This window comes from Actinoplanes sp. NPDC026619, assembly GCF_040638295.1.
In the GTDB taxonomy this organism is placed as follows: Bacteria; Actinomycetota; Actinomycetes; order Mycobacteriales; family Micromonosporaceae; genus Actinoplanes.
Genome location: NZ_JBEZYA010000009.1, coordinates 39702 through 65963 on the forward strand (window position 1 = coordinate 39702; position 26262 = coordinate 65963).

A 26262-nucleotide genomic window follows, 5' to 3' on the forward strand; every position below is an offset into this window, starting at 1 on the left:
ACGATCGCTCTGTCATCCACAGTGGGTAGTTAACTACAAGAGATCTCCGACGTGTGTCTCGATCCCGGTGCGCAGCTCGCGCCCGGCGATCACGGCGCGGGCCTGTTCGAGGATCGGGGCCAGGAAGACGTCCGGGCCGGGCTCACCTGCGAACGGCGCCACCGCGGCGATCGCGACCCGCCCGGCGGGCGACGGCGTCAGAGGCGCCCGCAGCTGCAGGCCGCGGACGGCGCTGAGCAGCTCGACCGCGAGCAGGCTGGTCAGGTTGTCCAGCACGGTTCGCAGCTTCTTGGTCGCGGCCCAGCCCATCGAGACGTGGTCCTCCTGCATGCCGCTGGTGGGCAGCGAATCGGCGGAGGCGGGGACGGCTAGCCGGCGGTTCTCGGCGACGATCCCGGCCGCGGTGTACTGGGCGATCATCAGGCCCGAGTTGACCCCGGCGTCGGGCGAGAGGAACGGCGGCAGGTCGCGGGAGCGGGTCACGTCGAGCAGCCGGTCGACCCGCCGTTCGGCGATCGAGCCGACCTCGGCGGCGGCGATCGCCAGGAAGTCGGCGGCGAACGCGAGCGGCTCGCCGTGGAAGTTGCCGGTCGACTCGACCCGGCCGTCCGGCAGCACCACCGGGTTGTCCACCACCGAGATCAGCTCGCGGGCCGCGACCTGGGCGGCGAAGTCCAGGGTGTCCCGGGCGGCGCCGGCCACCTGCGGCGCGCAGCGCATCGAGTAGGCGTCCTGCACCGCGTGCGCCAGGTCGTCCCGGTGCGAGTCCATGATCCGCGAGTTCTGCAGCAGCTTGTGCATGTTCGCGGCGGAGGCGGCCTGACCGGGGTGCGGCCGGATCGCGTGCAGCTCGGGCATGAACGGCCGCTCCGACCCGAGCATCGCCTCGATGGCCAGGGCCGCGGTCACGTCGGCCATCGCGAACAGATGCCGCGCGTCCTCGAGGGCCAGCAGCAGCATGCCGAGCATGCCGTCGGTCCCGTTGATCAGCGCGAGCCCCTCCTTGGCGGCGAGCTCGAGCGGCGTCAACCCGGCGTCCCGCAAGACGTCGGCGGCATCGAGGCGCCGGCCGTCGGACGCCAGCACCCAGCCCTCGCCGAGCAGCACCAGCGCGCAGTGCGCCAGCGGCGCCAGGTCGCCCGACGCGCCCAGCGACCCGTGCTCCGGCACCCACGGCGTGATGTCGTGGTTGAGCAGGTCGGCCAGGCCCTGCGCCAGCTCCGGGCGCACCCCGGAATGCCCGAGCGCGAGCGACCGCAGCCGCAGCAGCATCATCGCCCGCACCACCTCGCGGGGCATCGGCGCGCCGATGCCGGCCGCGTGCGAGCGGATCAGCGCGTGCTGCAGCTCGGCCCGGCGTGACGGGTCGATGAACGTGCTGGCCAGGGCGCCGAACCCGGTGGACACGCCGTAGACGGGCCGGCCGGACGCCTCGATCCGGTCGACGATCGCGCGGCTTTTCGCCATGGACGAAACGGTCGCTGGATCCAGCGAGACTTTGGCGTCGCCGCGGGCCACGGCGACGAGATCGGCGGGGGTGATGCCGGTGGGCAGGACAGTGATCATTGGAGCACTCCGTCGTGCAGAACGTTGCTTACCAGGGGAACTCCGGGCCGGTAGGCCAGGTGCAGGTGGGAGGGCGCGTCCAGCACGATCAGGTCGGCGCGGCCTCCGGCGCGCACGACCCCGACATCACCACGACGCAGCGCGCGGGCTCCGCCGGCGGTGGCGGCACGCACGGCCTCGGCCGGGGTCATTCCCATTTCGCGTACGGCGAGGGCGATGCAGAAAGGCATGGATGACGTGTACGACGAACCGGGGTTGCAGTCGGTCGCCAAGGCCACCGTCACGCCGGCGTCGAGCAGGCGCCGCGCGTCCGGATAGGGCGACCGCGTCGAGAACTCGGCCCCGGGCAGCAGCGTGGCCACCGTGTCCGACCCGGCGAGGGCCTCCACATCGGAGTCGTCGAGGTGGGTGCAGTGGTCGACGCTCGCCGCGCCCATCTCGACGCCGAGCCGCACACCCGGCCCCGGCCCGAGCTGGTTGCCGTGCAGGCGCAGCCCGAGCCCGGCGTCGCGGCCGGCGTTGAGGATGGTGCGCGCCTGGTCCTCGTCGAACGCGCCGCGCTCGCAGAAGACGTCCATCCATTTCGCGTACGGCTTCGCGGCCGCGAGCATCGGCCCGCACACCATCGAGACGTAGCGCCACGGGTTGTCGGCGTGCTCGGCCGGCACGACGTGTGCGCCGAGCAGGGTGGTCTCCTCGGTGAACTCCCGGGCGATGCGCAGCGACCGCACCTCGTCCTCGACGGTCAGCCCGTACCCACTCTTGATCTCGATCGTGGTGGTGCCCTGCCGGAGCGCCTCGGTGACCAGCCGCCCGGTGGCGCCGCGCAGCTCGTCGTCGGTGGCCGACCGGGTCGCGCCGACCGTGGTGCGGATGCCGCCGCCGGTGTAGGGCTCGCCGGCCATCCGGGCAGCGAACTCGGCGGCCCGGTCCCCGGCGAAGACCAGGTGGGCGTGGCTGTCCACGAACCCGGGCAGCACCGCGGCCCCGCCGACGTCGATCCGCCGGTCGGCGGCGGGCGCGTGGAAGCTGGCGCCGACCCAGGCGATCCTGTCTCGGTCGACCAGCACGGCGGCGCGGCGGCGCAGCCCGAGCGGTCCGTCGCCTCCCTCGTCGTTGGTGACGAGCTCGCCGATGTTGTCGATGAGCATGCTGGTCATCCGAGGGCCTCGGCCAGCGCGCGGGGGACGTCGATGGAGGTGTGGCGGCCGTCGGTGACGATCGGGCGGCCGTCGGCGATGACATGGGTGATGTCGGCGGCGGTGGCGGCCAGGATCGCGGCGGCCGGGTCGGCGCCGGCCGTCCGGACCGAGTCGAGGCTGATGCATACCAGGTCGGCTCGCTTGCCGACGGCGATCTCGCCGGCGTCGGGCCAGCCGATGGAGGCGTGTGCGGTGGCCGCGGTGAGCAGCTCGGCGGGGGTGAAGCGGCCGCGCCGGCGGACGGCCAGGCGCTCGTTCATCTCCAGCGCGCGGGCCTCCTCCAGCATGTCGATCACGGCGTGGCTGTCGCTGCCCAGGCTCAGTGGGGCGCCCGCGTCGGACAGGTCGCGGGCGCGGCCGATGCCGTCGGCCAGGTCCCGTTCGGTGGTGGGGCACATGCAGATGGTGGTGCGGCTGCCGGCCAGCAGCTTCACGTCGTGGTCGGTGAGGTGGGTGGCGTGCACGGCGGTGGTGTCCGGGCCGAGGATGCCGTGGCGGTCGAGCAGCTCGGTGGGGGTGCAGCCGTGGGTTGCACGGCACTGCTCGTTTTCCGCGGGCTGTTCGGAGAGGTGCAGGTGCAAGGGCCGGAATCCGCCCAATTCTGGGAGATGGTGCGCGGCCACTGCCCGTACGGAATGAATTGCTGCACCGATCTTGGCGTGTGGCGCGGCAGAGAGCTCGGCCACCCGGGAGGCCCAGCGTTGGGGGTTTCCGTCGCTGAAGCGGCGCTGCACGCCCTCGGGCGCGGAACCGTCTACGTTGGACTGAAGGTAGAGCGTGTCGAGCAGGGTGATGCGGATGCCGGCCTGGGCGGCCGCCTCGATCAGGGCGTGGCCCATCGCGTTCGGGTCGGCGTAGGGGGTGCCGTCGGGGGAGTGGTGCAGGTAGTGGAATTCGCCGACGGCGGTTATGCCGGACATGGCCATTTCGGCGAAGACCGCCCGGGCGAGGCGGAGGTAGCGGTCCGGGTCCAGTTCGGCCGCCACCGAGTACATGAGATCGCGCCAGCTCCAGAAGCTGCCCGGGCCGGTTGTGCGGCCCCGGAGTGCCCGGTGGAAAGCGTGCGAATGGGCGTTGGCGAAGCCGGGGAGGACCAGGCCGGGCAGCCGGATGCCCGATTTGTCGCCGCCGACCGCGGTGAAGCGGCCGTTGCCCACCTCGATGCTGACATCGCGCGCCACCCGGTCGCCGAGCCAGGCGAAATCGGCCAGGTAGACCGTCATGTCAGCTCGCTCAGAACCTGGGCCAGCGCATCCACCCCGGTCGCGCAGTCGGCGTGCTCGGCCCGCTCGGCCGGGGAGTGCGAGATGCCGGTCGGGTTGCGGACGAACAGCATCGCCGTCGGGACCAGGGCGGACAGCACCCCGGCGTCGTGGCCGGCGCTGGTCGGCAGGATCGGGGCGTCGCCGAGCAGCGCGGACAGCCGGCCGGCCAGCTCGGTGTCGAAGGTGACCTCGCCGCTCAGCGACTCGGAGGTGACCTCCACCTCGGTGCCGTCCCGCCCGGCCCGCTCGGTCGCTCGCTTGGTGACCGCCGTGACCAGCGAGTCCATCGTCGCGGTGTCCGCCGCGCGCGCGTCCAGCCAGCCCCGCACCAGCGACGGGATGGCGTTGGTGGCGTTCGGCTCGACCTCGACCCGGGCCATCGTGGCGTGCGCACCGGAGAGCCGGGCCTCCTTGTTGGCGGCCAGCACCGTGTAGGCGAACGTCAGCATCGGGTCGCGGCGGTCGGCCATCCGGGTGGTGCCGGCATGATCGCCGTGCCCGGTGAAGTCGAAGCGCCAGCGGCCGTGCGGCCAGATCGCGCTGGCCACGCCGACCGGCACCTCGAGCTGGCGGCCCTGCTCGATGTGCAGCTCGACCAGAGCGCCGATCCGTGACTGCAGGCCGGGCAGCGGTCCGGCCGGGGTCGCGCCGAGCGCCTCGCCGAACGTAATGCCGTCGCGGTCCGTGAGCGCGGCGGCTTTCGCCGGGTCGATCGCGCCGGACAGCAGGCGGGATCCGAGGCAGGGCAGGCCGAAGCGGCCGCCCTCCTCCTCGACGAAGGCCACCACCGCGATCGGATTCTTGGGTTGATGCCCGGAGGAACGGAGCTGGTCGATCGCGAGAAAGGCGCTGACGATGCCGAGCGGGCCGTCATAGCCGCCGCCGTGCGGGACCGAGTCGAAGTGCGAGCCGGTCAGCACCGCGCCGCGCCCCCACTGGCCGCCCCACCAGGCGAACAGATTGCCGTTGCCGTCGTCGGTCACCGGCATGTCGCGCCGGTCGGCCTGGTTGCGGAACCAGTCCCGCAGGATCAACTCGGGGCGGTCCAGGGCGTACCGGATGTAGCCGCCGCCGTCGACCCGGCCGATCGCCTCGATCTCGGCCCACAGGGCCGAAAAGATCTTCTCGCTCATGACTGCGACGACATCGGGATGTGTACGCCACTGGCCGCGGCCGACTCGTAACCCGCGTCCACGTGCCGCATCACGCCGGTGCCCGGATCGTTGGTCAGCACCCGCTCGATCTTCTGCCCGGCCAGCGCCGTGCCGTCGGCCACGCACACCTGCCCGGCGTGGATCGACCGCCCGATGCCCACCCCGCCGCCGTGGTGGATCGAGACCCAGGAGGCGCCGCTCGCGGTGTTGAGCATGGCGTTCAGCAGCGGCCAGTCGGCGATCGCGTCGGAGCCGTCCAGCATCGACTCGGTCTCCCGGTAGGGCGAGGCGACCGAGCCGGAGTCGAGGTGGTCGCGGCCGATGACCAGCGGGGCGGACAGCTCGCCGCTCGCCACCATGTCGTTGAACCGGACGCCGGCCTTGTCCCGCTCGCCGTAACCGAGCCAGCAGATCCGGGCGGGCAGGCCCTGGAACGCGACCTTCTCCTCGGCCAGCCGGATCCAGCGGGCCAGCGACTCGTTCTCCGGGAACAGCTCGAGGATCGCGCGGTCGGTGGCGGCGATGTCCTTGGGATCGCCACTCAGCGCCGCCCAGCGGAACGGGCCCTTGCCCTCGGCGAACAGTGGGCGGATGTAGGCCGGCACGAAGCCGGGGAAGTCGAAGGCACGCTCGTAGCCGGCCAGCTTGGCCTCGCCACGGATCGAGTTGCCGTAGTCGAACACCTCGGCGCCGGCGTCCATGAAGCCGACCATGGCGGCCACGTGGCGGGCCATGCTCGCCCGGGATCGGTCGGTGAACTCCTCCGGCTTGGTCCGGGCGAATTCGGCGGCGTCTTCCAGCTCCACGCCGATCGGGATGTACGACAGCGGGTCGTGGGCGCTGGTCTGGTCGGTGACGATGTCGATCGCGACGCCGCGCACGAGCAGTTCGGGAACGAGGTCAGCCGCGTTGCCGACGACGCCGATAGAAAGCGGTATTTTTGCGGATTTAGCGGTCAACGCCTGCTTGATCGCGTCGTCCAGGTCGTCGGCGATGATGTCGAGATACCGGGTGTCGACCCGGCGCTGGAGACGGGACCGGTCGATGTCGACGACCAGGCAGACGCCGCCGTTCATCGTCACGGCCAGCGGCTGCGCGCCGCCCATGCCGCCGCAGCCGGCGGTCAGGGTCAGCGTGCCGGCGAGCGTCCCGCCGAACCGCTTCTCGGCCACCGCCGCGAACGTCTCGTAGGTGCCCTGCAGAATGCCCTGCGTCCCGATGTAGATCCACGAGCCGGCGGTCATCTGCCCGTACATGGTCAGGCCGAGCTTCTCCAGCCGCCGGAACTCGGGCCAGGTCGCCCAGTCGCCGACCAGGTTCGAGTTCGCGATCAGCACCCGCGGCGCCCACTCGTGGGTCTGGAACACCCCGACCGGCTTGCCCGACTGCACGAGCAGGGTCTCGTCGTTCTTCAGCACGTCCAGTTCGCGGACGATCGCGTGGAACGACGGCCAGTCGCGCGCGGCCTTGCCGGTTCCGCCGTACACCACCAGATCTTCTGGCCTTTCGGCCACGTCGGGGTCGAGGTTGTTCATCAACATCCGCTTGGCGGCTTCCTGAGGCCAACCCATTGCGGTGTACGCCGTGCCATGCGGCGCCCTGATCTCGGTCATCGTTTTATCTCCTCGCGCCGCTCGTGTGGCTCATGCGGTGAAAACGTGCCGCCGGGCGGCCGTCTGCTCGAATTCCTCGAGGCGCCGCTGCGTCAGCTCGGGCGCCGCGTCGCACATCGCCTGCAGAAGCACCATGGCCATCGCCATCGGCCCGGTGTGCAGGTCGAACACCAGTTGGGTGCCGACCGCCGCGGGCAGCACCACGTCGGCCAGCTCGGCGACCGGGCTGACCACCGAGTCGGTGATCGCCACGATCGCGAACCCCCCGGCGCGCGCCTCCCGGATCGCGTCGAGCGCCTCCCGCGGATAGCGCGGCAGCACCACCGTCAGCATCGCATCGGCCCCGGCGGCCCTGGCCTGTTCGAGCCGATCCAGCAGCGACGTGCCACCGCTGTCGAGCACCCGCACGTCGGGGTGCACCTTGGCCGCGAAGTACCCGAAATAGCCGGCCAGCGGCGCGGCCGCCCGCAGCCCCAGCACCGGCAGCGGCCGGCTGTTGATCAGCAGCCGGGCGGCCCGCTCGACGTCGTCCAGCCGGCCGAGCTGGTCGTGCAGCCGGCTCAGGTGCTCGATCTCGGCCCCCACCGCCAGCTGCATGGCGTTGCCCTCGGGGGCCGGCTCCTCGCCGAAGCCGCTGAGCTCACGCAGCTCGCGCCGCAGCGCCGGATAACCGGAGTAACCGAGCGCCATGGCGAACCTGGTAACCGAGGGCTGACTCACCCCGGCCAGGTCGGCGACCTCGGCGGCGGACAGGTAGGCCGCCTTGGCGGCGTGGTCGACGAGGCTGTGCGCGATGCGGCGCTGGGTGGGCGTCAGCCGCGCGCCGTTGAAGAGGTCGAGCACCGACCTGACAGCTCCGTCATTCACGACCCGAAGCGTACGCATAAAAAATTTCAGAAACCAGACCCGTCGACGTCGATCACCGTCGGGGGTGGCGCGAGCCTTCTTGGGTTGAGGACCGGCGTGGCAGGCTGCAGATATGCGCATCACGGCCATCGCCACGTACCCGGTCAAGGGTTGCCACCGGATCGAGCACGACGTCGCCGACGTCGAGCCGTGGGGGCTCGCCGGTGACCGGCGGTGGATGATGGTCGACGCCGACGGGGTCGGCATCACTCAGCGCATCCTGCCGTTGCTCACTCAGCTGAGCGTCCGGGTGCGGCCCGGTGGCCTGGAGTTGTCGGCCCCCGGGATGCCGCCGGTGTTCGTGGCCGAGCCGGTGGACGGGCCGAAGGAGTTCGTGCGGGTCTTCAAGAACCACGCGCCCGCCCCGGCCCGGATCGCCGAGAGCGCCTGGAGCAGCGAGTTTCTCGGCCGGCCGGTGCGACTGGTGTGGCAGGCCGACCCGGCCGGGCGCAACGCCGGCGGCGGGTCGGAGGTCGGCGATCCGGTCAGCTTCGCCGACGGCTACCCGATCCTGATCGCCAACACCGCGTCGCTCGCAGCCCTCAACGACTGGCTGGTCGAAGCGGGGGACAAGGCGGTGCCGATGACCAGATTCCGGCCCAACCTGGTGGTCACCGGCGCGCTGCCGTGGGCCGAGGACGAGTGGTCCGAGCGGCGGGTGCGGTTGCGGATCGGCTCGACCGTGCTGCAGGCCGACCAGCCGTGCCCGCGCTGCCTGGTCACCACGATCGATCAGGAGACGGGGGAGAAGGGCAAGCAGCCGCTGCGGATGCTCGGCCTGCGCCGGCGGATCGACGGCGGGTTGCTCTTCGCGATCAACCTGATTCCGGTCGTGACCGGGTCACTGCGTGTGGGTGACGCGGTGACCGTACTCGACTGATCCGATCACCGTACGGGTGAAGCAGGTCCCATGTGCCTTAGGTCTGTCTTAGGAAGGTTGCCCGCGTCCCCGCCCCGCTGAAGGATCCCTCAGCGTGACCGGACCTCGCCTGCTTTCGCCCCGCTGGCTCGCCGCCGGCGGCGCTGTGATTCTCGCCGCGGTGCTCGGCGTGGCCATGCTGCTGCAGAACACCGGAGCGGCCTGCGCGGCGCCACCGTCCACCTCGGCCAAATCCGGCAAGGCGACCTTCTACGACCTCGGTTCCGGCATGGGCAACTGCTCCTATCCGTCCGCGCCCGCCGACGATCTTTTCGTGGCGCTGGGTCCGGTGGAATATTCGGCGGGCGCCGCCTGCGGCACCTACCTCGACGTGACCGGCCCCAAGGGCAAGGTGCGCGTCAAGGTGATCGACTCCTGCCCCGAGTGCCCGGCCGGCCACCTCGACCTGAGCCGCACCGCATTCAAGAAGATCGGGGCCGAGGTCGCCGGCATCATCCCGATCACCTACAAGACGGTCACGACGGCGAGCGCGCCCAGCCCGATCAGCGTGCGGGTGAAGGAGGGCTCGTCGCAGTACTGGCTGGCCGTCCTCATCGACAACCACGTCACGCAACTGAAGTCGGTCACGGTCAACGGCAAGACCACCCATCGCCAGGCCTACAACTACTGGGAGATCGACGCCGGCGCCGGCAGCGGACCATTCAAAATCAAGATCACTGATGTGTACGGGAAATCCGCCACCGTCAGTGGGATCAAGCTGTCGCCCGGCGCCACCCAGAAGACGACCGTCCGCCTGTCCGGCTCGTCGTCCTCGGGTTCCGCCGTCTCCTCGCGGGTTTCGCCGTCCACCGCGAAGAAGGCCACTCCGAAGCCGACCAAGTCGTCGGCCTCCCCGTCGGCCGCGCCGGTGGTCGAATCCACCTCGGCCGCCCCCGACGAAGCCGCCCTGGCCACCGAACAGCCCACCGAGGAGGCTGTCGACCTGGCCGGCGCCGCCGCTTCCTGCGGCTAGAACTTCCGCGCCCCACAAGCCGCGCCCCGGTCTTCCCCGAGCCCAGGTGCGCGCGGCCGCCGGCCGCCGGCGGCGACGCACTCACCCCCAGGCGTCGCCGACCCGGCGGCCCCGGCGTCCCCTCATTGCTGGAGATCTAGCCACATGAGAATGTCGTCGCGGTCGTCACCCGGCGCGACCCGGATCGCCCCCGGGATGCGCCCCACCTCGCGATAGCCGACGCGGGCATAGAAGTTCTCGGTCCCCTTGCCGCCGCGCACCGTGACATGCAGCGCCGCCAGCCCCATCTGCCGGCCGAGCCGCTCGGCCGCCCGCATCAGCGCGGCCCCGTGGCCGCTGCCCTGCGCGTGCGGCGACACCATGACCCGCTTGAGCACCCGCCAGTGATCCTTCAGCCCGAACCGGTTGTCCGTCACGAACAGCAGCGCCACCAGCTCCCCGTCGTCCAGCCCGATCAGCAGCCGGTCGAGCCCCGCTTCCACGCCCGCGAAGGCGGCCGTGGCGGTCGGCCACACCTCGGCGCCGGTCACCGGCGCGACGAACCCGACCGCCCCGCCGCCGTTGGTGACGTCGACCCAGAGCGCCACGATCCGCGCCTTGAGGTCGTCGTCCAGCTCCGGATCAACTACGAACTCAACACCCATGCCGCCATGATGCCGGGCAAGTTTTCCGGCGGCTCCGCTCTCTGACCTTCGGCCGGTACGGCGAAGTCCGACATGTCAGCATGAAGTGGTGAGCGTTGCACTGCGGGACGAGCTGGTCGAGCAGCTCAAGCTGACCGGGCGGATCAGGACGGCCGCGGTGGAAGCGGCGGTCCGGCGAGTGGCCCGGGAGCGGTTCCTGCCGGCCGGAACCGATCCGGAGATCGCGTACGCGCTGGACGACGCCGTGGTCATGAAGCGCGACGCCGGTGGCACCGCGATCTCGTCGGTGTCCGGCGCCGGCATCCAGGCGCAGATGCTCGAGCAGGCCGGTCTGCGGCCGGGCATGGACGTCCTCGAGATCGGGTCCGGCGGTCTCAACGCCGCGATGATCGCCGAGATCGGCACGCGCGTGGTCAGCGTCGACATCGATCCGGACGTCACGGCGCGGGCCGAGCAACTGCTCGCCGCCAACGGCTACCGCGACCGGGTCACGGTGCACACCGCCGACGCCGGACAGGCCATCCCCGGCGAGGGACCGTTCGACGCGATCATCGTGACCGTCGGGGCCTGGGACATCGCGCCCGGCTGGTGGGAGCAGCTGCGGCCGGGCGGCACGCTGGTGCTGCCGCTGGTGATGAACGGCGCCACCCGCTCGATCGGCTTCCGCAAGACCGAAAACCACCTGGTCAGTACGTCGATGGAGGTGGCCGGCTTCGTCAGCATGCAGGGCGCCGGACGACACGACGGCCGCATCGTCGTCCTGCCGCACTCCGATGGCACCGACCTCAAGCTGCTCTTCGACAGCGGCGCCCCGGACGACCCGCACGCACTCGACGACATCCTCGCCGGCCCGCGGTGCGAGTCCTGGTCCGGCGTCACCATCCGGCACGGCGTCCCGTTCCCCGACCTGCAGCTGTGGCTGGCCTGGTTTCTGCCCGGCTTCTGCATGATTGCGGTGGACGCGCGGTGCGCGCTGGCGAGCGAGGCCGGCACGTGGTTCCCCTTCGGGGTCGTCCACGGCGCCGGGTTCGCGCACCTGGCGGTGCGGCCGGCACTAGACGGCGCCGGCATCGAGTTCGGCGCCCGCGGCTACGGTGCGACCGGCCCGGTCGTCGCCGGCGCGCTGGTCGAGCAGGTCGGCGCCTGGGACCGGACCGCCCGCGGCACCGAACCGTCGTTCGCCTACTGGCCGACACCGACCGTCCCGGCCGCCGCCGACGCCACCCTGCACAAGCCGCACGGCATCGTGACCATCACCTGGCCGTAGCTCCGGTGATGAGTTGTCGCGCCCGCACGAGTCATACCTCCGACAGGACATGACGAGGCGGAAGGATGACGGCATGGGTGCGGACACGCGGCCGGCGGAGTTGGACGTGAGCAGGCTGGACGAGGTCGACGAGCCGGCGTTCGCCGGGCTGGCCGAACGGCACCGGCGGGAGTTGCATGTGCACTGCTACCGGATGCTCGGGTCGTTCGAGGACGCTGAGGACACCGTGCAGGAGACGTACCTGCGGGCCTGGCGGCGGCGGGAGACCTTCGAGGGGCGCTCGACGTTCCGGGCCTGGCTGTACCGGATCGCCACCAACGCCTGCCTGGACCTGCTGGCCAAGCGCCGCCCGGAGCCCGCGACCGGCGGCGAGGTGCGGTGGCTGCAGCCCTACCCGGACCGGCTGCTCGACGAGCTGCCCGCGGGCGACACGGACGAGCCGGAGACGGTCGCGGTGGCCCGGGAGACGATCGAGCTGGCGTATGTGATCGCGGTCCAGCATCTCGCGCCACGCCCGCGGGCCGTGCTGATCCTGCGGGACGTGCTCGGCTGGCCGGCGAAGGACGTCGCGGAACTCCTCGGCGACTCGGTCAACTCGGTGAACAGCGCGCTGCAGCGGGCCCGCGCCGGCATGCGGGAGCACCTGCCCGCCGAACGGCAGGACTGGACCGGCGGCGAGGAGGACGCCGGGACGCGGGAGCTGGTGCGCCGCTTCACCGAGGCCAGCGTGGCCAAGGACGTCAACGGGCTGGCCGCCCTGCTGCGCGACGACGTCCGCTGCTCGATGCCGCCGACCCCGGGCCTGTTCGTCGGCCGCGACGCGGTGGTCGACGATTGGATCTCGGACGGCTTCGAGAGCCTGGGGCGCCTGCGCGCCGTCCCCACCTTCGTGAACCGGCAGCCCACCATCGCGTTCTACCTCTGGCGCGAGGAGGCGAACGCCTACCTGCCGTTGACGCTCGACGCGCTGCGTGTCTCCGGCGGGGCGATCACCGAGATCATCACGTTCCACGCCGACCAGTTCCCCCGGCTCGGCCTGCCCGAGAGCCTGCCGACGGACGCCCGATGAGCGCGGGCACGGCACCGGCCCGGACCGGCCGCACGCACCGCTTCCGCGGGCTCGCCGGCATCGGCCTCATCGCCACGCTCGCGGCGATGGCGGCCACCACGACCGCCGCCGCGCTGGCCCGAGCCGCCGGCGCCGACTTCGAGATCCCGGACGGCGGCGAGACGATCCCACTGCCCGGCTTCGCCGTGGTGACCGGCTTCTTCTCGGTCGTGGGCGTGGTCATCGCGGTCGCACTGCTCCGGTGGAGCGCACGCCCCGCCGAGCGATTCGTCTGGACGGCCGGGTCGCTGACCGCGATCTCGCTGGTCCCGCCCCTGATCTGCGGGGCGACCACCGCCACCGTCGCGGCCCTGATCGTGCTGCACCTCGTCGCCGCGGCGGTGATGATCTCAACCCTGACGCGAAGCCTCCGCACCCGGACCGGCTGACGGGGCCGACGCGCGGAAGATCGTGGTGCGGAAGATGGGACTCGAACCCACACGCCCTCTCGGGCACGGGCACCTAAAACCCGCGCGGCTGCCATTTCGCCACTCCCGCCCGCTGCGCCCCAGGGGGCGAAGCGTTCAAGAGAGTCTAGACGGTCAACCCCGGATTCACGCTCTCGCCGGACGCGACCCTTTCCGCCGGACCGGGCACGGCGGCCTGGACCGGGCACGGCGGCCGCCTTGCGGGTCGATGCCGCATGACGGCCGCCGTGGGAGCGGGGGACCTGTCGGTCGGGTGACTGTGCTGGTCTGATCGGCAGGTGAGGGGTTGCGCTGTAGGAAACGCTCAGTCGAGTCCGAGGTCGCGGCGCAGTTTGGCCACGTGGCCGGTGGCCTTGACGTTGTAGAGGGCCTTCTCGATCGCGCCGTTCTCGTCGATCACGAAGGTGGAGCGGATCACGCCCATGACCGTGCGGCCGTAGTTCTGCTTCTCGCCGAACGCGCCGTAGGCCGTCAGGACGCTCTTGTCCTCGTCGCTGACCAGCGGGAATGTGATCGCGTCGCGCTCGCGGAACTTGGCCAGCTTGGCCGGGGCGTCGGGGGAGATGCCGACCACCTCGTAACCGGCTGCCTGCAGGGACCCCAGCGAGTCGCGGAAGTCGCACGCCTGGGTGGTGCAACCGGGGGTCATCGCGGCGGGGTAGGCATACAGCACCACCTTGCGGCCGCGGAGGTCCTTGAGGGAGAGCCGGTCACCGTTGTCGGTCGGCAGCGACCAGTCGGGCGCGGTGTCCCCGGCGGAAAGTCGGGCGGTCTCAGTCATGAAACGACCTTAGCCCCGGCGGCACCGCGCCCAGGCCCCGGCGGCACAGCCCCAGCCCTGGTGGCGCGGCCTCAGCCGGGCGGCGCGGCGCACCCCGCGCGTCATGCCGCGGCGATCGGCTCTGCGGCCGGCGTGGCCGGGGGGATGGCGGCGCGCAGGCGCAGGACGCCGGTCAGGGCCAGGGCGGTGCCCGCACCCAGGGCGACGGCCACCGCGGCCCGGGTCAGCCAGGCGGGGCCGGTGGCGGGCAGGACCGCCGCCTGGAAGACGCTGATCTCGGTGAAACCGGCGAACAGGGCCACCGCGGCGCCGGCCAGGGCCAGCAGGAACGGGGGATTTCGGTAACTTGCCGCGATTGCCAGCAGCCCGACGGTGATGAGCAGCAGGGAAGGGCCTACGCCGTTGAGAGCGCTGCCCACCGCGTACCAAATAGGGCAGAAAGCGGCGATCAGCGTCAGAGGCCGCACCAAGATCGGCCATTTTCGCAGCAGGGCGAAGGCCGTCAGGCCGGTCAGGGCCGTTATCGACCACCAGAGCCAGGGTGGTGGCGGCGGTTCCCAGTCGAGAGTGCCGGTGATCGCGAAGGTGCGCACCTGCACGCGCAGCGGCACCGCCCAGTCGCGCAGCCGATGGGAGCGGCTCGGATCGGCCTGCGCCTGCGGCGGCAAGCCGGAGCTCAGCCAATGGGTGCGCTGATCATGCCAGCGCACGGTGGTCGATCCGGAAAGCTTGCGCCAGCTCGGCGGGGCGGTCGGGTCGGCATTGGCGGGCACGGCGTTGTCGCCGGTCAGGGTTTCATTGATGTACGCCGCGGGCGAGTTGACGTTTTCCCAGGTGCCGTCGGGCCGGACGTCGAGATAGGGCTCGCCGTCGTAACCCAGGACCTCGACCGAATGTCCGGTTTTGTTGGTCAGCTCCAGGCGGGCGCCGGCCTCGACCGTGCGGACCGTCAGGCCCTTCTCCGGAGTGCTGATCGCGGTGACCGTGGTGCGGTAGGCGGTGGCGTCGGGGGTGTCGCCACCGTGTGCGAACGCGGGCGTGGCCGGCGCGAGGAAGGCGCCGGCCACGATCACGAGTAGAGCGAGGCGTCTCACCCGGCAGACGTTACGGCTGCACTCAGATCGGCCGCGGTCGGGACGCCACCGCTGGCGCCCTGCAGCTGCTTGCCGTTGACGACGACGGTCGGCGTGCCGGTGTAACCGCGGGCCGAGAACGTCTCGGTGACCTTGGTGGCCCACGAGTCGTACGTCTTGTCGTTGACCGCGGTGGCGAAGTCGTCGCCGAGACCCACGCTCTTGCCCAGCTCGATGATCTTCGCGTCGGTAAGGCCGTCGCTGTTTTCCTCGGGCTGGTTGGCGTAGAGGACCTTGTGGAACTCGCGGAACTTGCCGCCCTCGGCTGCCGCGGCCCCGGCGCCCGCCGCCCGGGTCGAGTATTCGGTGCCGTTGGAGGCGCGATCGAGGATCGACACCGGGTGGTAGCGCACCGTGACCGTGTTGGCCGTGATGAGCGAGTCGATCGTGTCGGCGGCCGACGTCTCGAACTCGTTGCAGATCGGGCACATGAAGTCTTCGTAGAGGTCGATCGTGACCTTGCCGGTGCCGAACGCGAACGCGGTGCCCTCGTCGACGGCGACGCTCGGCGTGGTCAGTTTGCCGGCATCGCTGCTCTCCTGCTTGGAGAGCACACCCCAGCCGATCAGACCCGCGATCACGAGTACGCCGACGACCGCCACCGACGTCCAGATCGTCACCCGGCGGCGGCGCTCGGCCGCCTTCTGCTGCTCGACGATCCGTTTTGCCGCCGCCCGGTCGCGTTGGCTCTTGCTCATCGTTCTCCCATCAGAAGGCCGTCCATCGAGAACCGGGTGCGCGGCTTGACCAGCAGGACTCCGGCCAGAAGCAGGAAGCCGACGTCGCGGGCGATGTCCAGGCCGTATGTGGTGTCGCCGCCGGCCACCGCCCCACCCTTGCTGAAGCAGCCGCAGTCGATCTGCAACCCGCGGGCCCACGCCGAGATGATCCCGGCGATGAAGACCACCAGGAGCAGCGCGGAGATGGCCGCGCTGAGGCGCACGGCCAGGCCGATCAGCAGGAGCAGGCCGACGGCGATCTCGAGGAACGGCTGGACCGCGCCGACCACTTTCGCGGTGTCGTAGTCCATCAGCTTGTAGGCGTTCACCGCGCGCCCGGACTCGGCCAGATCACCGACCTTGAGGCCGCCGGAGATCAGAAACACCGCGGCCAGACCGAGACGCGCCACCGTGGAGATCCACGGCCACGCCTTGTCCCATTGCATTGTCACGCCCAGTTAGTCGTCGTCCTCGTTCAGCAGGTTCCACCATTCTGCTGAGGTTTGGCTGGGAATCGGCAGGGACTAAAGACCCGTCACACCGCTCGCGCCTGGGACACCGCGGTGACGAGCTCGTCGCGGGCCCGGGCGACCCGGGAGCGGATCGTGCCGACCGGCACGTCCTCGACCTCGGCCGCCTCGGCATAGGAGAGGCCGAGCACCTGGGTGAGCACGAACGCGGTGCGCCGCTCCTCGCTGAGCCGGCTCAGCAGGTCGGCGGTGCTCAGCCGGTGGGCCGGGTCGGGCGCCGGCAGGTCGGTGCAGGCCTGGGCGGCGAGCCGGGCGTCCAGCCGGCGGCGGCGGACGACCGCGCGGAGGTGGTCGGCGCAGGTGCGCCGGGCGATGCCGAGCAGCCAGGTGCGTGCGCTGGAGCGGCCCTCGAAGGCGGGCAGCGACTTGAACGCCCGCAGGTAGGTCTCCTGGGTGAGATCGTCGGCGGAGGCCGGGTCGACCAGGGCGGCGACGAACCGCCACACCTCGGCCTGGGTGGCGCGGACGAACCCGCTCTGTGCGGCCGCGTCTCCCGTGCCGGCTCGCAGGGCCAGTTCGGTGGTGTTTTCACCCTCCGTCATGGTCGGCCATGGTACGCGAGCTAAGAATTGTCGGAACCCTCTGGAACCATGTCGATCACACCGGCGACTACCCGCCGGTGGGAGATTCCGACCGGATCGGGGAGCATGGCGCGCATGACCTTTGATCGTCGCCGAGCCCTGGCGGGTGGTTTCGGCCTGCTGATCGGGCTGTTCTGCGTGCTCCTGGGGCCGGCCGCACCGGCGAGCGCGCATGCCGCGCTGGTCGCCAGCGACCCCGGCAACGGCACGATCGTGCCCGACGCGCCCAACAAGGTGACGCTGACCTTCACCGAGTCGGTGCAGCTGGTCACCGGCAAGGTGCAGGTGCTCGGCCCGGACGGGTCGCGCGCCGACCAGGGCGAGCCGACGGTGAACGGCGGCACCCTGACCATCCCGCTGCGCGCCGGCGGCGGCCGGGGCACCTATCTGGTGAGCTACCGGGTGATCTCCGCCGACAGCCACCCGGTCGGCGGCAGCATCACCTACTCGGTGGGCGCGGCCTCCACGCCGCCGACGGCGGCGATCGACGACAGCAAGGTCAACCCGGTGGTCCGGGCGCTGATCCCGGTCGGCAAATATTTGGGGTACGCGGGACTCGTGCTCCTGGTCGGCCCGGCGCTCGTGCTCGCCCTGCTGTGGCCGCACCGCCTGTCCCGGCGGGGTCCCGCCCGGCTCGTCTGGACCGGGCTGGGCCTGGTCGGGTTCAGCACGCTGATGGCGATCTGGCTCCAGGTGCCCTATTCGATCGGCACCAGCCTGTTCGACGTCCGGGTCGGCGATCTGCGCGACGTGCTGGGCAGCACGTTCGGCGCGGTGATGCTGGTGCGCATCGGCGTGCTCTGCGCGGCCGCGCTGCTGCTGCGCCCGCTGCTCTCCGGCAAGGGCGAGTCGAAGACCGACCTGGCGCTGCTCGGCGTGCTCGGGGTGGCGGCACTGGCCACCTGGCCGCTCACCGGCCACCCGACCGCCTCCCCGGTGGCCGGCGTCTCGGTGGTGATCGACGCGATCCACCTGGCCGCCATGTCGGTGTGGCTGGGCGGCCTGGTCATGCTGGGCGTGTTCCTGCTGCGCCAGGCCAACGAGCGGGAGCTGTCGGCGATCCTGCCGATCTGGTCGCGCTGGGCGGCCACCGCCGTGACCGCGCTGATCCTGGCCGGCACGGTGCAGGCGCTGATCGAGGTGGCATCACTGGACGGCCTGGTCAACAGCACCTACGGCCGGCTGATCCTGGTCAAGGTGGCCCTCGCCGCGTGCGTGCTGGGCGTCGCCTGGTTCTCCCGGCGGCTGGTGCGCTCCCGGCAGGCCGAGGCGTCGCCACGCGGGCTGCGGCGCATCGTCGGCGCCGAGCTGGCGATCACCGCGGTGGTGCTGGGGGTGACGGCCGCGCTGGTGCAGATCGCCCCACCGCGCACGGCCCAGGCCGCCGAGACCGCCGCCGCCACCAGCTCGACCGTGACCCAGACGCTGACCAGCAGCACGATGGCGATGCAGGTGGACATCTTCCCGGCCACGGTCGGCAACAACTCGATCCACCTGTACGCGTACACCCCCGACAACAAGCCGCTCACGGTGGTCGAGTGGACTGGCACGGCGGCGCTGGCGTCGAAGGGGATCGAGCCGATTCAGATCCCGCTGCTGCGGATCACCGACTTCCACGCGGTCGGCGACATCGCATTGCCGTCGGCCGGCCAGTGGACGTTCAAGTTCACCGCCAGAACGAGCGACATCGACCAGCAGACACTGACGATGACCGCGAACATTTCCTGACCTTTTTTGCTCCATGCGGCCCGGCTCCCGAAGGGGAGTCGGGCCGTTGTCATATCTATCAGGGTGTTAGCAGCTATTTGACCACTTTGGGGTTATTTGGATCTGTATGGTCGCCGAGTACGGCCTGAGAAGGGGGAGAAATTGATGCGGTGGCTCCGCACCATCCTCGGAATGCTGATGCTGACGATCGGACTGCCGTCGCTGCTGGCCGGCGCGGCGCTGTGGACGGCGATGCAGCACCGCGACCAGGGCGGCGCGTTCAGCGGCGAGCTGCAGCGTCTGGCCACACCGGGGTACGCGTATGTCGTCCCCGACGTGGACCGGCTGCTCCGCACCGACGCGCCCTTCACCCGCATCGGCGACACCCAGCTGCGCATCAACGCCGGCACCGAGGACGGCCCCGCCTTCATCGGCCTGGCCCCGAGCGCCACGGTCGAGCAGTATTTGCGAGGCGTGCCCTACTCGCTGGTCCGCACGGTGGACATCGGCACCGGCGCGCTGCCGGTCGCGACCACCCCGGTCGGCGGCCGGTACGCACCCCGCGGCCTGCCCACGCGCGTGTCGTTCTGGCTGCGCAGCAGCGCCGACGGCCACCTGGCGTGGTCGCCCGGCGAGGTCACCGGCGGCCCGTACAGCCTGGTCATCATGAGCCCCGGCGCGAAAGCCGGACTCCAGCTGACCTCCTCGGCCGAACTGCGCCCCAGCTGGATCAACTCCAGCACGTGGGGCCTGCTAACCCTCGGCACCCTGCTGGCGATGGCCGGCCTGATCACCCTCTGCTGGCCGGCCCGCCGCCGCGAGATCGTCTACGTCGTCGAGCCCAGCCAGGTCCCGGACCTGATGGCCGCGATCGGCGCCCCACTGCCGCTCGGCGTGGGCCCGGCCCGCGCCGGCGCCCACCGCCCGCGAACCCTCGCCGACGCGGAAAAGGCGGCGCTGACCGCTTCTTCCCCGCAGCTGACCTGGCCACCGTCCGGAAAGCCCGCCCTGACCGGCCCGACCGCACTCCCGGTCCCGGTCTCACCGGTTCCTACTGCGTCCTCAATCCCTGGCATTCCGGTGTCGGCGATTCCCGCATCTGGCGTTCCATCGTCCGGCGTTCCGTCCGCCGGGCTCCCGATGTCCGCTGGTTCGGGTCCTGGTGTTTCGGCCTCCGCGGTTTCGATGTCGTCGGTTCCGGGCTTCGCGGTCGCCGACTCCGGAGTTCCGATGTCGGCTGTCCCTGCCTCGGGGATTCCGTCGTCCGGGATCCCGGTCTCAGCCGCTCCTGCTTCTGCAATGCCGGCCTCCACAGTCCCCGGTGCCGGAGTCTCGGCTTTCGCTGCTCCGGTTTCCGTGGGCGGCCGGCCCGGAGGTCCGACCGGGCCGGCCGCCGGATCGGGTGCGCCCGACCCGGTCGCGTACGCGGCGGCCACCGCCATTCCGGGCCGCGGGCCGGCGCCGGCCCCGGGCGAACCGCTCAACTTCATCAAGCCGACGTCCGGCGGCGCGCTGCCGCTCGGCGACTCCCCGGCCTCCGCCGACCCGCTGTTCGGGCGGCGCGGGGAGCGGATCTCCCGCAAGCGCGAGGCGGGCCCCAGCGACCTGCCGCTGTTCCAGGCCTCGGCCGTCGGCGCGTGGGTGGCCGAAACCGCCGCCGAGCGAGCCCGCGAAACCGAGGCGACGGCGGCCGCACGCATGGCCGAGGCGGCCCGCAAGAAGGCCGCCGCCGCGACCGGAGCCGAGACATCTGCCGAGACCTCCGCGAGGTCACCGGAGAACGGTGCGACGGCCGCGGGTGCGACGGCCGCGGGTGCGACGGCCGCGGGTGCGACGGCCGCGGGTGCGACGGCCGCGGGTGCAATGGCCTCGGAAGATGGCGATTCCGCGGCAATCGATTCGTCCGGCGGCGCGAAGGCCATGCCGATGACCCCGTCCCGCCGAGGCGAGCCGCGGGGCGGCAAGCCGGCGCCGAGCGGTGGCCCAGCGCCGGCACCGTCCGGTGATGCCGCCGTTGCCGCGGCCTATGCGGCCGGCGCCGCCGACGCCCGCGCCGCCCGCGGCGCCCACGAGCGCGCCGAGTCCATGTCGGCGGCATCGCCGTCGCCGACCGGCCGGGAAAGCATGTCCGCCCGCGACCCACGAACGGCCGGCCAGCGAGTCTCGGTCGTCACCGGCCCGAGGGCCACCGACTGGGCGGCTACCGGCCTGACCCGCGCGGACGCCTCCCGAGTCGGCCGCCAGCAGCCCGCTGGAGCCCGCGCAGCCGAGAACTCCCCCACCGCAACCCAGGGATCGCGGATCCCGTCCCCATCCGCGCCAACCACCCCAGCCCCGGCCGCAACCCAGCCCCGCTCCGCCACCGAGTCACGGCACGCCGCGGCCGCTGACGGCGTCCGGGTTGGTGGGCACGGCGTTCGGGTGGATGGCGAGTCAGAGTCGCGGCATAGCGCGGCTGCTGACGGCGTCCGGGTTGGTGGGCACGGCGTCCGGGTGGATGCCGAGTCCGAGTCGCGGCTTGGCGCGCCTGCTGACGGTGTCCGGGTTGGTGGGCATGACGTTCGAGTGGATGGCGAGTCCGAGTCGCGGCTTGGCGTGGCTGCTGACGGCGTGCGCGTCGGTGGGCACGGCGTTCGGATGGATGCCGAGTCCGAATCGCGGCATGCCGCAGCCGTCAACGGCGTCCGGGTCGGCGGAGAATCCGTACCGCAGAACGCGCAGCGTGCCGGCGGCGACAGGACGTCGCAAGCCGCCGGGCGCGCCTCGGTTACCGATGCCGCCGTCCGGGCAGATGCCGCAGACGGCTCTGCGACGCACGCCACCAGCGGTGGCGCTCGCCCGGCCGATTCCGGCGCGACACCCAAGTTTCCTCAGGTGGCGGGGCTGGGGCGGCCGTCCATCGCGGCTGTCGAGCGGGGGGCTGGTGACGGAGAACTCGGTCTGTCCGGTGGTCGGACCGAGTCGGCCGCAGCTAGCGTGCATGGCGGGCGAGCGGCGGGATCCGCTCCCACTTCCGTGACTGATCCGGCCTTGGCCGGCGGCCGCAGTGCCACCGCAAACCCGGGCCGGTCACACGCCGAAGCCACACCGGCCGGCACCGCCGTGTCGTCCGCTCGCGCGACGACCGCGAACGCCGGCGCCGAGCCGCCCCTGACCGCCAGTGGGGCGCGGCAGGCCGCGGGGGCGGGCACCGAGCCCGGTCGCGACGACCGCACTCCGGTGTCCGCTCCCAAGCTAACTTCGGTGATCGGCGCCTCCGGTGCCGCCCCCAACGCGATCGCTCAGGAACCGGCCGGCCCTCGGCCGGTGAACGCTGAGTCCGGCTCGCGAGCCAAGGACGCGGTGACTGGCCAGCGTTCTCCGAACAGCACGACCGGGCGGCCGTCCGGCAACGCGCCAATCGGTTCGCGCTCCGCCGAACCGACCAAGGCACCTACAGATGCCGCCGCCTACCAATCCGCGGCCATCGCGTCCCGATCCGCCACCATCGCGTCCCGAGACGCGGTCGCAGGGCGTGACGCCGTCTCGGCGCGTGACGCCGCCGGGGCGCGTGACGTGAACGTGGCCCGTGACGCGATCGCAGGGCGTGACGCCGTCGCGGCGCGTGACTCCGCTGGGGCGCGTGACGCGATCGCAGCGCGCGACGCCAACGTAGCGCGCGACTCCACTGCGGCGCGTGACACCAACGTGGCCTGTGACGCCCACACAGCCCTTGACGCCGACGGAGTGCCTGGCGGGGACGCGACCCCCGGCGCAGACAGGTCTGCGGGTGGGGACGGCCGGGTCGGTGGGCCGGTTCGGCATGCGGTGCCTGACGGGGGAGCTGTGCGGGAAGCCGCTGGTGCGCCCGGGGCGGCGCAGGCGGGGGAACGGACGGTTGGTTCGGTTCCGCTGCGGCCGGCGGCGCCGGCTCAGCCGTCCAGTCCGGAGCAGGCTCCGGCGGTGACGCCCGCGGCGGCGAACGCCACCGCGACTGCGGCGTCCGGATCCGACAGTGCTGCGGCAGGCGAGCAGCGGCCGGGGCGCATCGCGGCCGGCGGGGCGGACGTCCCGGCGGTCATGCACGCGATGGCGCGGGGAGAGCGGATCGCCGGCACCGCCGCGGACGCGCGCGTCTCAGTGGGCTCGGCGGCCGTGCGCGACGAGCAGAACGCCGCCGCAACTGCGACGGCCGACCTCAGCGCGATGAACCCGAGGCCCACGACCGATGGCCGTCTGGCTCAGCGGCCGATGCCGACTCCGGACGGCCCAGGATCCGAGCCGCGCTCGACGCCGCCTGCGGGGGACGAGACGGGGCCGGTCGAACGGCGCCGCCGGCCGTCGCCCGGCCGGGCACGAGACGAGGTCGAGCGGATTCCGACCGCCGACTTCCCGTTGACCCAGCGGCCGATGCCGGCGCCTGGTGGCGTACTCAAATCTGTTGATTCCCCGGCCGGTCAGCCGGACGCCGACGGAGCCCCTGGGTCCAATTTCACCAGCCGGTTGCCCGGCTTGGCCGGGCGTCCGGCACCCGCCGCTTGGCGGAAGGCCGCCGAGACGGTGGCCGCCCGCGCAGCTGCCCAAGCCCGAGCCCAGGCGGCCGAGCCGGCCGCGGACGTCGAGGCCGGGGACGTCGAGGCCGGGGACGTCGAGGCCGGGGGCGTCGAGCCCGATGACTTGGAGCCCGGCAACGTTCAGCCCAGCAACATCCAGTCTGACGGCTTCGAGCCCGGTGACTTCGAGCTGAAGCCGGCCAAGACCACCCGGGCCCGCGCTGCGAAGACGGCCAAGACGGCCAAGGCGAAGGGCGCCGCTGCCACGGCCGAGGTGGCCAAGACGGCCAAGTCGTCCTCGACGGCCCCGGCCGCTCCGGCCAAGGCGGCGAAGGCAGTCACGAAGTCGGCGGCGGCGAGCAAGTCCGCGGCAGCAGGCAAACCCGCGGCAGCGTCTGGGGCATCCTCGGCCACGACGCGGCCAACGACGGTCAAGCCGGCCACCGGCTCTACGACGGCGAGGCCGGCGGCAGGCAGTTCGACCGCGAGGCCGGCGGCGGGCAATTCCGCCACGAGGCCGGCCGCAGCCAATTCCGCCAGGCTGGCCAACCCTGCCGCCAAGCCGTCGGCTGCGGGCAACTCTGCGGCCAGGCCCGCGGCCGCAGGCAACTCTGCCGCGAGGCCGATCGCTGGCAGCTCCGCCGCGAGGTCGGCGGCTGGCAGCTCCGTTGCGAGGCCGGTGGGGAGCACGCCGGCCGCTTCCGCGCCGGTGGCGCCGGCGAAGCAGGCCAAGCCCGCCTCGCCGACGAAGGCCGCTGCCTCGGCGACCGGCATCTCCAGCTACCGGGCCGAGGCCGCCGAGCTGCTGGCCGCATCCGCTCAGCGTCGCCGTCGCCGCACCATCACCAATCCGGCGACGATCGAGCCGGCTGCCCCGGAGCCGGTGCGCCGGCGCCGTACCCCACCGGGAATGCCGAACGACGACTGAGGGACCGACGAGGAAGGGCCGCCCCGGGCGGCCTTTTTCTTTTTCGGGCCCAACCGAAAGGGCCCTCCACGCTGCCGACGTGGAAGGCCCTTTACCGGGGGAACGGAGTAACCGAAGGGGGGCTTCGTCCATTAAGACCAGTTTAGCCCGTCAACCGACAAACTGGGAAGTCTCTCCCCGAAAGCGGACTAAACGCATCCGCGTGTCCGGTCGTCCCGGAGGACTGGCCCGCCAAGACGTGACAGCGTTGTGCTCTACTCGGGCGTACGCTGTCCGGGTGGCTGATCTTCTGGTTTGGATCGATTGTGAGATGACCGGTCTCGACCTGGGCAAGGACAAGCTCATCGAGGTCGCGGCGCTGGTCACCGATCCCGACCTCAATGTGTTGGGTGAGGGCGTCGACCTGGTCATCCACGCCGATGACGCGGCGCTCGACGCCATGCCCCCGGTCGTGCGTGACATGCACGCCAAGTCCGGCCTGACCGAGGAGGTGCGGGTCTCGGCGATCACCATGGCCGAGGCCGAGGAGCAGGTGCTGGCCTATGTGCGGGAGTTCGTGCCGAACCCGCGCACCGCCCCGCTGTGCGGCAACTCCATCGCGACCGACCGGGGTTTCCTGGCCCGCGACATGCCGGCGCTCGACTCGTTCCTGCACTACCGCATGATCGACGTCTCCTCGATCAAGGAGCTCTGCCGCCGGTGGTACCCGAGGGTTTACTTCGGCCAGCCGCCGAAGGGCCTCGCCCACCGCGCCCTCGCCGACATCCGGGAGAGCATCCGCGAGCTGGAGTATTACCGCCGCACCGTCTTCGTCCCGCTGCCGGGGCCGGACGTCGAGACCGCGAAAGCGATCGCCGCGCAGCTTTAGATCAAGGGTCACCCGACCGTGCTCGGAACCCGCTCGACGGCAGCCGCCGGGGTTCGGCTATGATTGTCCGGCACCACGGGTTTTGGTTCTGGTGCGCATGGTGGTCGTAGCTCAGCTGGTAGAGCACCGGGTTGTGGTCCCGGGGGTCGCGGGTTCAAGTCCCGTCGGTCACCCCAAGTTTGTCCAGGTGAAAGCGCCTGACCGAGTAGCGGTCAGGCGCTTTGCTGCTTGAGTGTCCGATTCTGGGAGCAGATTGGGAGCCAGGGTCTCGATGAGGCGATCCGTTGGTCCCTGATCCCCTCGTTACGGGAACCTGTCTTGCGAGCCTTGCTGTGGGAGTCGCGGGCCACCGTCGAACCGCGCGTACGTAGCCTGAAGAGGTCCTGGTGAGGCGACCAAGTCAGGGCTCTCCGGGCGCATGCATCAAGCCAGCGCACACCCGGGTACCGGGGTAATGGGGCACGCGTCCGTCATCCGCGGCTTCAACGTTAGCCGGCGGGGATCATTAAGCATCGACTTACGTGGTCGTAGAAGGGAGTAGATCTAACTGCATCGGGTTGGCGCGGTCGTCGGCGCTGGATCGTTTAAGCTCAGCGATGGCCTCGTGCAGACGGCCGCGATTAGGAATTGGCGTCCCTCCCTTCTGCAGCAAGATCCGATTTCCGGCCGGGGTTGAGTTATCGAAGTCGAGGACCAAGACTGGGCGGCCGTGTTGAATAGCTCCTTCGCCGGCTGCTAGGGTTCCACCTTTTTCTCCCGCTTCAATGACAACGAGTGCCAGCCCGAGACCGTAGATGAGCCGGTTTCTCGTCATTGCGCCTGATGCGCTCCACGGCTGGCGGGGTGCAAACTGCGACAGCACAAGGACGTTTTGTGTGCGGAATAGCTCGCGAGGGAAGTCTCGCTTGATACGGAAGTGATCGAACCCCTCGGGCAGGACAATGATAGTCTTCCCGCCGCTTCTCAGCGCGGCTAGATGGGTCTCAGTGTCGACACCCTTGGCGTATCCGGACACCACCATCAACCCCGATGCCTGGGCTTCTTCCCCGCAGAGGCCGGCGGCTTTAAGGCCCAGCTCTGACGCTTTACGGGAGCCGCACATTCCGATGCCGGGCATCTTCAATATGTCACGGTCGCCCCAGCAGAACAGAATGGGGCTAGAGGTTGCAATGCTTCCGAGTTGGTTCGGATAGTCTTTGTCGCCCCAGAATATTGGATATATGCCCTTTTCCGCCATGGATGCGGCTTTGGCATACACGTCTTCTCGGGCGCCACTGCTCATTGTGTTTAAGCGACGAGTTAAGCCTTCGCGGCCTTCGTCGCGAAGGAGCGCGAATATGCGTGAGGGAGTGCGTGGATCTATAAATGCCACTATGGCCTCTGCTAGTGCCCTATTCCTATCTCCCGAATCAGTCATTCTATTTCCTCATTGTGCGTA

At 71.2% G+C, this 26262-nt stretch carries 21 protein-coding genes and 2 tRNA genes; 9 read left to right on the forward strand and 14 right to left on the reverse strand.

Going from position 1 to position 26262, the window contains the following annotated elements; translation table 11 throughout:
• Window positions 1–33: 33 nt before the first annotated feature.
• Genes hutH through AB0E90_RS20750 form a run of 6 tightly spaced genes read right to left on the reverse strand, consistent with a single transcriptional unit; the run spans window position 34 to window position 7667 of the window.
• Window positions 34–1566, reverse strand: a complete 1533-nt coding sequence (hutH, locus tag AB0E90_RS20725) for a histidine ammonia-lyase (protein WP_360407687.1) — start codon at window positions 1564–1566, stop codon at window positions 34–36.
• A complete protein-coding gene (hutI, locus tag AB0E90_RS20730) occupies window positions 1563–2726 on the reverse strand; it encodes an imidazolonepropionase (protein WP_360407690.1) in 1164 nt (387 codons plus the stop codon). The genes hutH and hutI overlap by 4 nt, the downstream gene beginning before the upstream one ends.
• A complete protein-coding gene (locus tag AB0E90_RS20735; protein WP_360407693.1) occupies window positions 2723–3991 on the reverse strand; it encodes a formimidoylglutamate deiminase in 1269 nt (422 codons plus the stop codon). The genes hutI and AB0E90_RS20735 overlap by 4 nt, the downstream gene beginning before the upstream one ends.
• A complete protein-coding gene (locus AB0E90_RS20740; protein WP_360407696.1) occupies window positions 3988–5166 on the reverse strand; it encodes an allantoate amidohydrolase in 1179 nt (392 codons plus the stop codon). Before AB0E90_RS20740 ends, AB0E90_RS20735 begins: the two co-directional genes overlap by 4 nt.
• Window positions 5163–6800, reverse strand: coding sequence for a urocanate hydratase (hutU, locus tag AB0E90_RS20745; RefSeq protein WP_360407699.1), 1638 nt, complete (start codon window positions 6798–6800; stop codon window positions 5163–5165). Before hutU ends, AB0E90_RS20740 begins: the two co-directional genes overlap by 4 nt.
• A 30-nt stretch (window positions 6801–6830) precedes the next feature.
• Window positions 6831–7667, reverse strand: a complete 837-nt coding sequence (locus tag AB0E90_RS20750) for a MurR/RpiR family transcriptional regulator (RefSeq protein WP_360407702.1) — start codon at window positions 7665–7667, stop codon at window positions 6831–6833.
• A gap of 112 nt (window positions 7668–7779) precedes the next feature.
• Between AB0E90_RS20750 and AB0E90_RS20755 the strand changes: the two genes are divergently transcribed.
• Both AB0E90_RS20755 and AB0E90_RS20760 read left to right on the forward strand, forming a co-directional pair.
• Entirely contained in the window at window positions 7780–8586 is an 807-nt protein-coding gene (locus AB0E90_RS20755; RefSeq protein ID WP_360407705.1) for an MOSC N-terminal beta barrel domain-containing protein, read from the forward strand.
• Window positions 8587–8680: 94 nt separating this feature from the next.
• Window positions 8681–9598, forward strand: a complete 918-nt coding sequence (locus tag AB0E90_RS20760; RefSeq protein WP_360407708.1) for an expansin EXLX1 family cellulose-binding protein — start codon at window positions 8681–8683, stop codon at window positions 9596–9598.
• Between the two features lie 122 nt (window positions 9599–9720).
• Here the strand turns inward: AB0E90_RS20760 and AB0E90_RS20765 are convergent, their stop codons facing one another.
• Window positions 9721–10242: a GNAT family N-acetyltransferase gene (locus AB0E90_RS20765; RefSeq protein ID WP_360407711.1), complete on the reverse strand. Its 522-nt coding sequence runs from the start codon at window positions 10240–10242 to the stop codon at window positions 9721–9723.
• Window positions 10243–10330: 88 nt separating this feature from the next.
• Here AB0E90_RS20765 and fxlM point away from each other — a divergent pair, with 88 nt between their 5' ends.
• The 3 genes from fxlM to AB0E90_RS20780 all read left to right on the forward strand — a co-directional run bounded on the left by fxlM (window position 10331) and on the right by AB0E90_RS20780 (window position 13006).
• Window positions 10331–11509: a methyltransferase, FxLD system gene (gene fxlM / locus AB0E90_RS20770; protein WP_360407714.1), complete on the forward strand. Its 1179-nt coding sequence runs from the start codon at window positions 10331–10333 to the stop codon at window positions 11507–11509.
• 73 nt (window positions 11510–11582) lie between these two features.
• Complete coding sequence (locus AB0E90_RS20775; protein WP_360407717.1) at window positions 11583–12578, forward strand: RNA polymerase subunit sigma-70; 996 nt, start codon at window positions 11583–11585, stop codon at window positions 12576–12578.
• On the forward strand, window positions 12575–13006 hold the full coding sequence (locus AB0E90_RS20780) for a DUF6069 family protein (protein WP_360407720.1): 432 nt from the start codon (window positions 12575–12577) through the stop codon (window positions 13004–13006). Before AB0E90_RS20775 ends, AB0E90_RS20780 begins: the two co-directional genes overlap by 4 nt.
• A 23-nt stretch (window positions 13007–13029) precedes the next feature.
• Here AB0E90_RS20780 and AB0E90_RS20785 read toward each other — a convergent pair.
• From AB0E90_RS20785 to AB0E90_RS20810, 6 genes are all read right to left on the reverse strand, one after another.
• A tRNA-Leu gene (locus AB0E90_RS20785) sits at window positions 13030–13115 on the reverse strand.
• A 234-nt stretch (window positions 13116–13349) separates the two neighbouring features.
• Window positions 13350–13826 (reverse strand): thioredoxin-dependent thiol peroxidase, encoded by a 477-nt coding sequence (gene bcp, locus AB0E90_RS20790; RefSeq protein WP_360407723.1) that lies wholly within the window; start codon window positions 13824–13826, stop codon window positions 13350–13352.
• Between the two features lie 101 nt (window positions 13827–13927).
• Window positions 13928–14920: a hypothetical protein gene (locus AB0E90_RS20795; protein WP_360407726.1), complete on the reverse strand. Its 993-nt coding sequence runs from the start codon at window positions 14918–14920 to the stop codon at window positions 13928–13930.
• Window positions 14917–15657, reverse strand: coding sequence for a DsbA family protein (locus AB0E90_RS20800; protein WP_360407729.1), 741 nt, complete (start codon window positions 15655–15657; stop codon window positions 14917–14919). The genes AB0E90_RS20795 and AB0E90_RS20800 overlap by 4 nt, the downstream gene beginning before the upstream one ends.
• Window positions 15654–16124, reverse strand: a complete 471-nt coding sequence (locus AB0E90_RS20805; protein ID WP_360408484.1) for a MauE/DoxX family redox-associated membrane protein — start codon at window positions 16122–16124, stop codon at window positions 15654–15656. The genes AB0E90_RS20800 and AB0E90_RS20805 overlap by 4 nt, the downstream gene beginning before the upstream one ends.
• Window positions 16125–16213: 89 nt before the next feature.
• Window positions 16214–16750: a sigma-70 family RNA polymerase sigma factor gene (locus AB0E90_RS20810; protein ID WP_360407732.1), complete on the reverse strand. Its 537-nt coding sequence runs from the start codon at window positions 16748–16750 to the stop codon at window positions 16214–16216.
• 114 nt (window positions 16751–16864) lie between these two features.
• On the opposite strand from AB0E90_RS20810, the gene AB0E90_RS20815 reads away from it, so the two are divergent.
• The 4 genes from AB0E90_RS20815 (at window position 16865) to AB0E90_RS20830 (ending at window position 25000) form a co-directional block, all read left to right on the forward strand.
• On the forward strand, window positions 16865–18517 hold the full coding sequence (locus tag AB0E90_RS20815; RefSeq protein ID WP_360407735.1) for a copper resistance protein CopC: 1653 nt from the start codon (window positions 16865–16867) through the stop codon (window positions 18515–18517).
• Between the two features lie 144 nt (window positions 18518–18661).
• Window positions 18662–23956 carry a hypothetical protein gene (locus tag AB0E90_RS20820; RefSeq protein WP_360407738.1) on the forward strand — a complete coding sequence of 1765 codons (5295 nt, stop codon included), beginning with the start codon at window positions 18662–18664 and terminating at the stop codon, window positions 23954–23956.
• A gap of 277 nt (window positions 23957–24233) precedes the next feature.
• Window positions 24234–24824 (forward strand): oligoribonuclease, encoded by a 591-nt coding sequence (orn, locus tag AB0E90_RS20825; protein WP_360407741.1) that lies wholly within the window; start codon window positions 24234–24236, stop codon window positions 24822–24824.
• A gap of 100 nt (window positions 24825–24924) precedes the next feature.
• A tRNA-His gene (locus AB0E90_RS20830) sits at window positions 24925–25000 on the forward strand.
• Between the two features lie 341 nt (window positions 25001–25341).
• Here the strand turns inward: AB0E90_RS20830 and AB0E90_RS20835 are convergent.
• Window positions 25342–26106 carry a DNA-processing protein DprA gene (locus AB0E90_RS20835; RefSeq protein WP_360407744.1) on the reverse strand — a complete coding sequence of 255 codons (765 nt, stop codon included), beginning with the start codon at window positions 26104–26106 and terminating at the stop codon, window positions 25342–25344.
• Window positions 26107–26262: the final 156 nt, after the last annotated feature.

Excerpts from the sequence above, each read along its gene's own strand:
- hutH (WP_360407687.1), bottom strand. The coding sequence starts at position 1,566 with ATGATCACTGTCCTGCCCACCGGCATCACCCCCGCCGATCTCGTCGCC.
- hutI (WP_360407690.1), bottom strand. The coding sequence starts at position 2,726 with ATGACCAGCATGCTCATCGACAACATCGGCGAGCTCGTCACCAACGAC.
- AB0E90_RS20735 (WP_360407693.1), bottom strand. The coding sequence starts at position 3,991 with ATGACGGTCTACCTGGCCGATTTCGCCTGGCTCGGCGACCGGGTGGCG.
- AB0E90_RS20740 (WP_360407696.1), bottom strand. The coding sequence starts at position 5,166 with ATGAGCGAGAAGATCTTTTCGGCCCTGTGGGCCGAGATCGAGGCGATC.
- hutU (WP_360407699.1), bottom strand. The coding sequence starts at position 6,800 with ATGACCGAGATCAGGGCGCCGCATGGCACGGCGTACACCGCAATGGGT.
- AB0E90_RS20755 (WP_360407705.1), top strand. The coding sequence starts at position 7,780 with ATGCGCATCACGGCCATCGCCACGTACCCGGTCAAGGGTTGCCACCGG.
- AB0E90_RS20765 (WP_360407711.1), bottom strand. The coding sequence starts at position 10,242 with ATGGGTGTTGAGTTCGTAGTTGATCCGGAGCTGGACGACGACCTCAAG.
- AB0E90_RS20775 (WP_360407717.1), top strand. The coding sequence starts at position 11,583 with ATGGGTGCGGACACGCGGCCGGCGGAGTTGGACGTGAGCAGGCTGGAC.
- AB0E90_RS20780 (WP_360407720.1), top strand. The coding sequence starts at position 12,575 with ATGAGCGCGGGCACGGCACCGGCCCGGACCGGCCGCACGCACCGCTTC.
- bcp (WP_360407723.1), bottom strand. The coding sequence starts at position 13,826 with ATGACTGAGACCGCCCGACTTTCCGCCGGGGACACCGCGCCCGACTGG.
- AB0E90_RS20800 (WP_360407729.1), bottom strand. The coding sequence starts at position 15,657 with ATGAGCAAGAGCCAACGCGACCGGGCGGCGGCAAAACGGATCGTCGAG.
- AB0E90_RS20805 (WP_360408484.1), bottom strand. The coding sequence starts at position 16,124 with ATGCAATGGGACAAGGCGTGGCCGTGGATCTCCACGGTGGCGCGTCTC.
- AB0E90_RS20810 (WP_360407732.1), bottom strand. The coding sequence starts at position 16,750 with ATGACGGAGGGTGAAAACACCACCGAACTGGCCCTGCGAGCCGGCACG.
- AB0E90_RS20815 (WP_360407735.1), top strand. The coding sequence starts at position 16,865 with ATGACCTTTGATCGTCGCCGAGCCCTGGCGGGTGGTTTCGGCCTGCTG.
- AB0E90_RS20820 (WP_360407738.1), top strand. The coding sequence starts at position 18,662 with ATGCGGTGGCTCCGCACCATCCTCGGAATGCTGATGCTGACGATCGGA.
- AB0E90_RS20835 (WP_360407744.1), bottom strand. The coding sequence starts at position 26,106 with ATGAGCAGTGGCGCCCGAGAAGACGTGTATGCCAAAGCCGCATCCATG.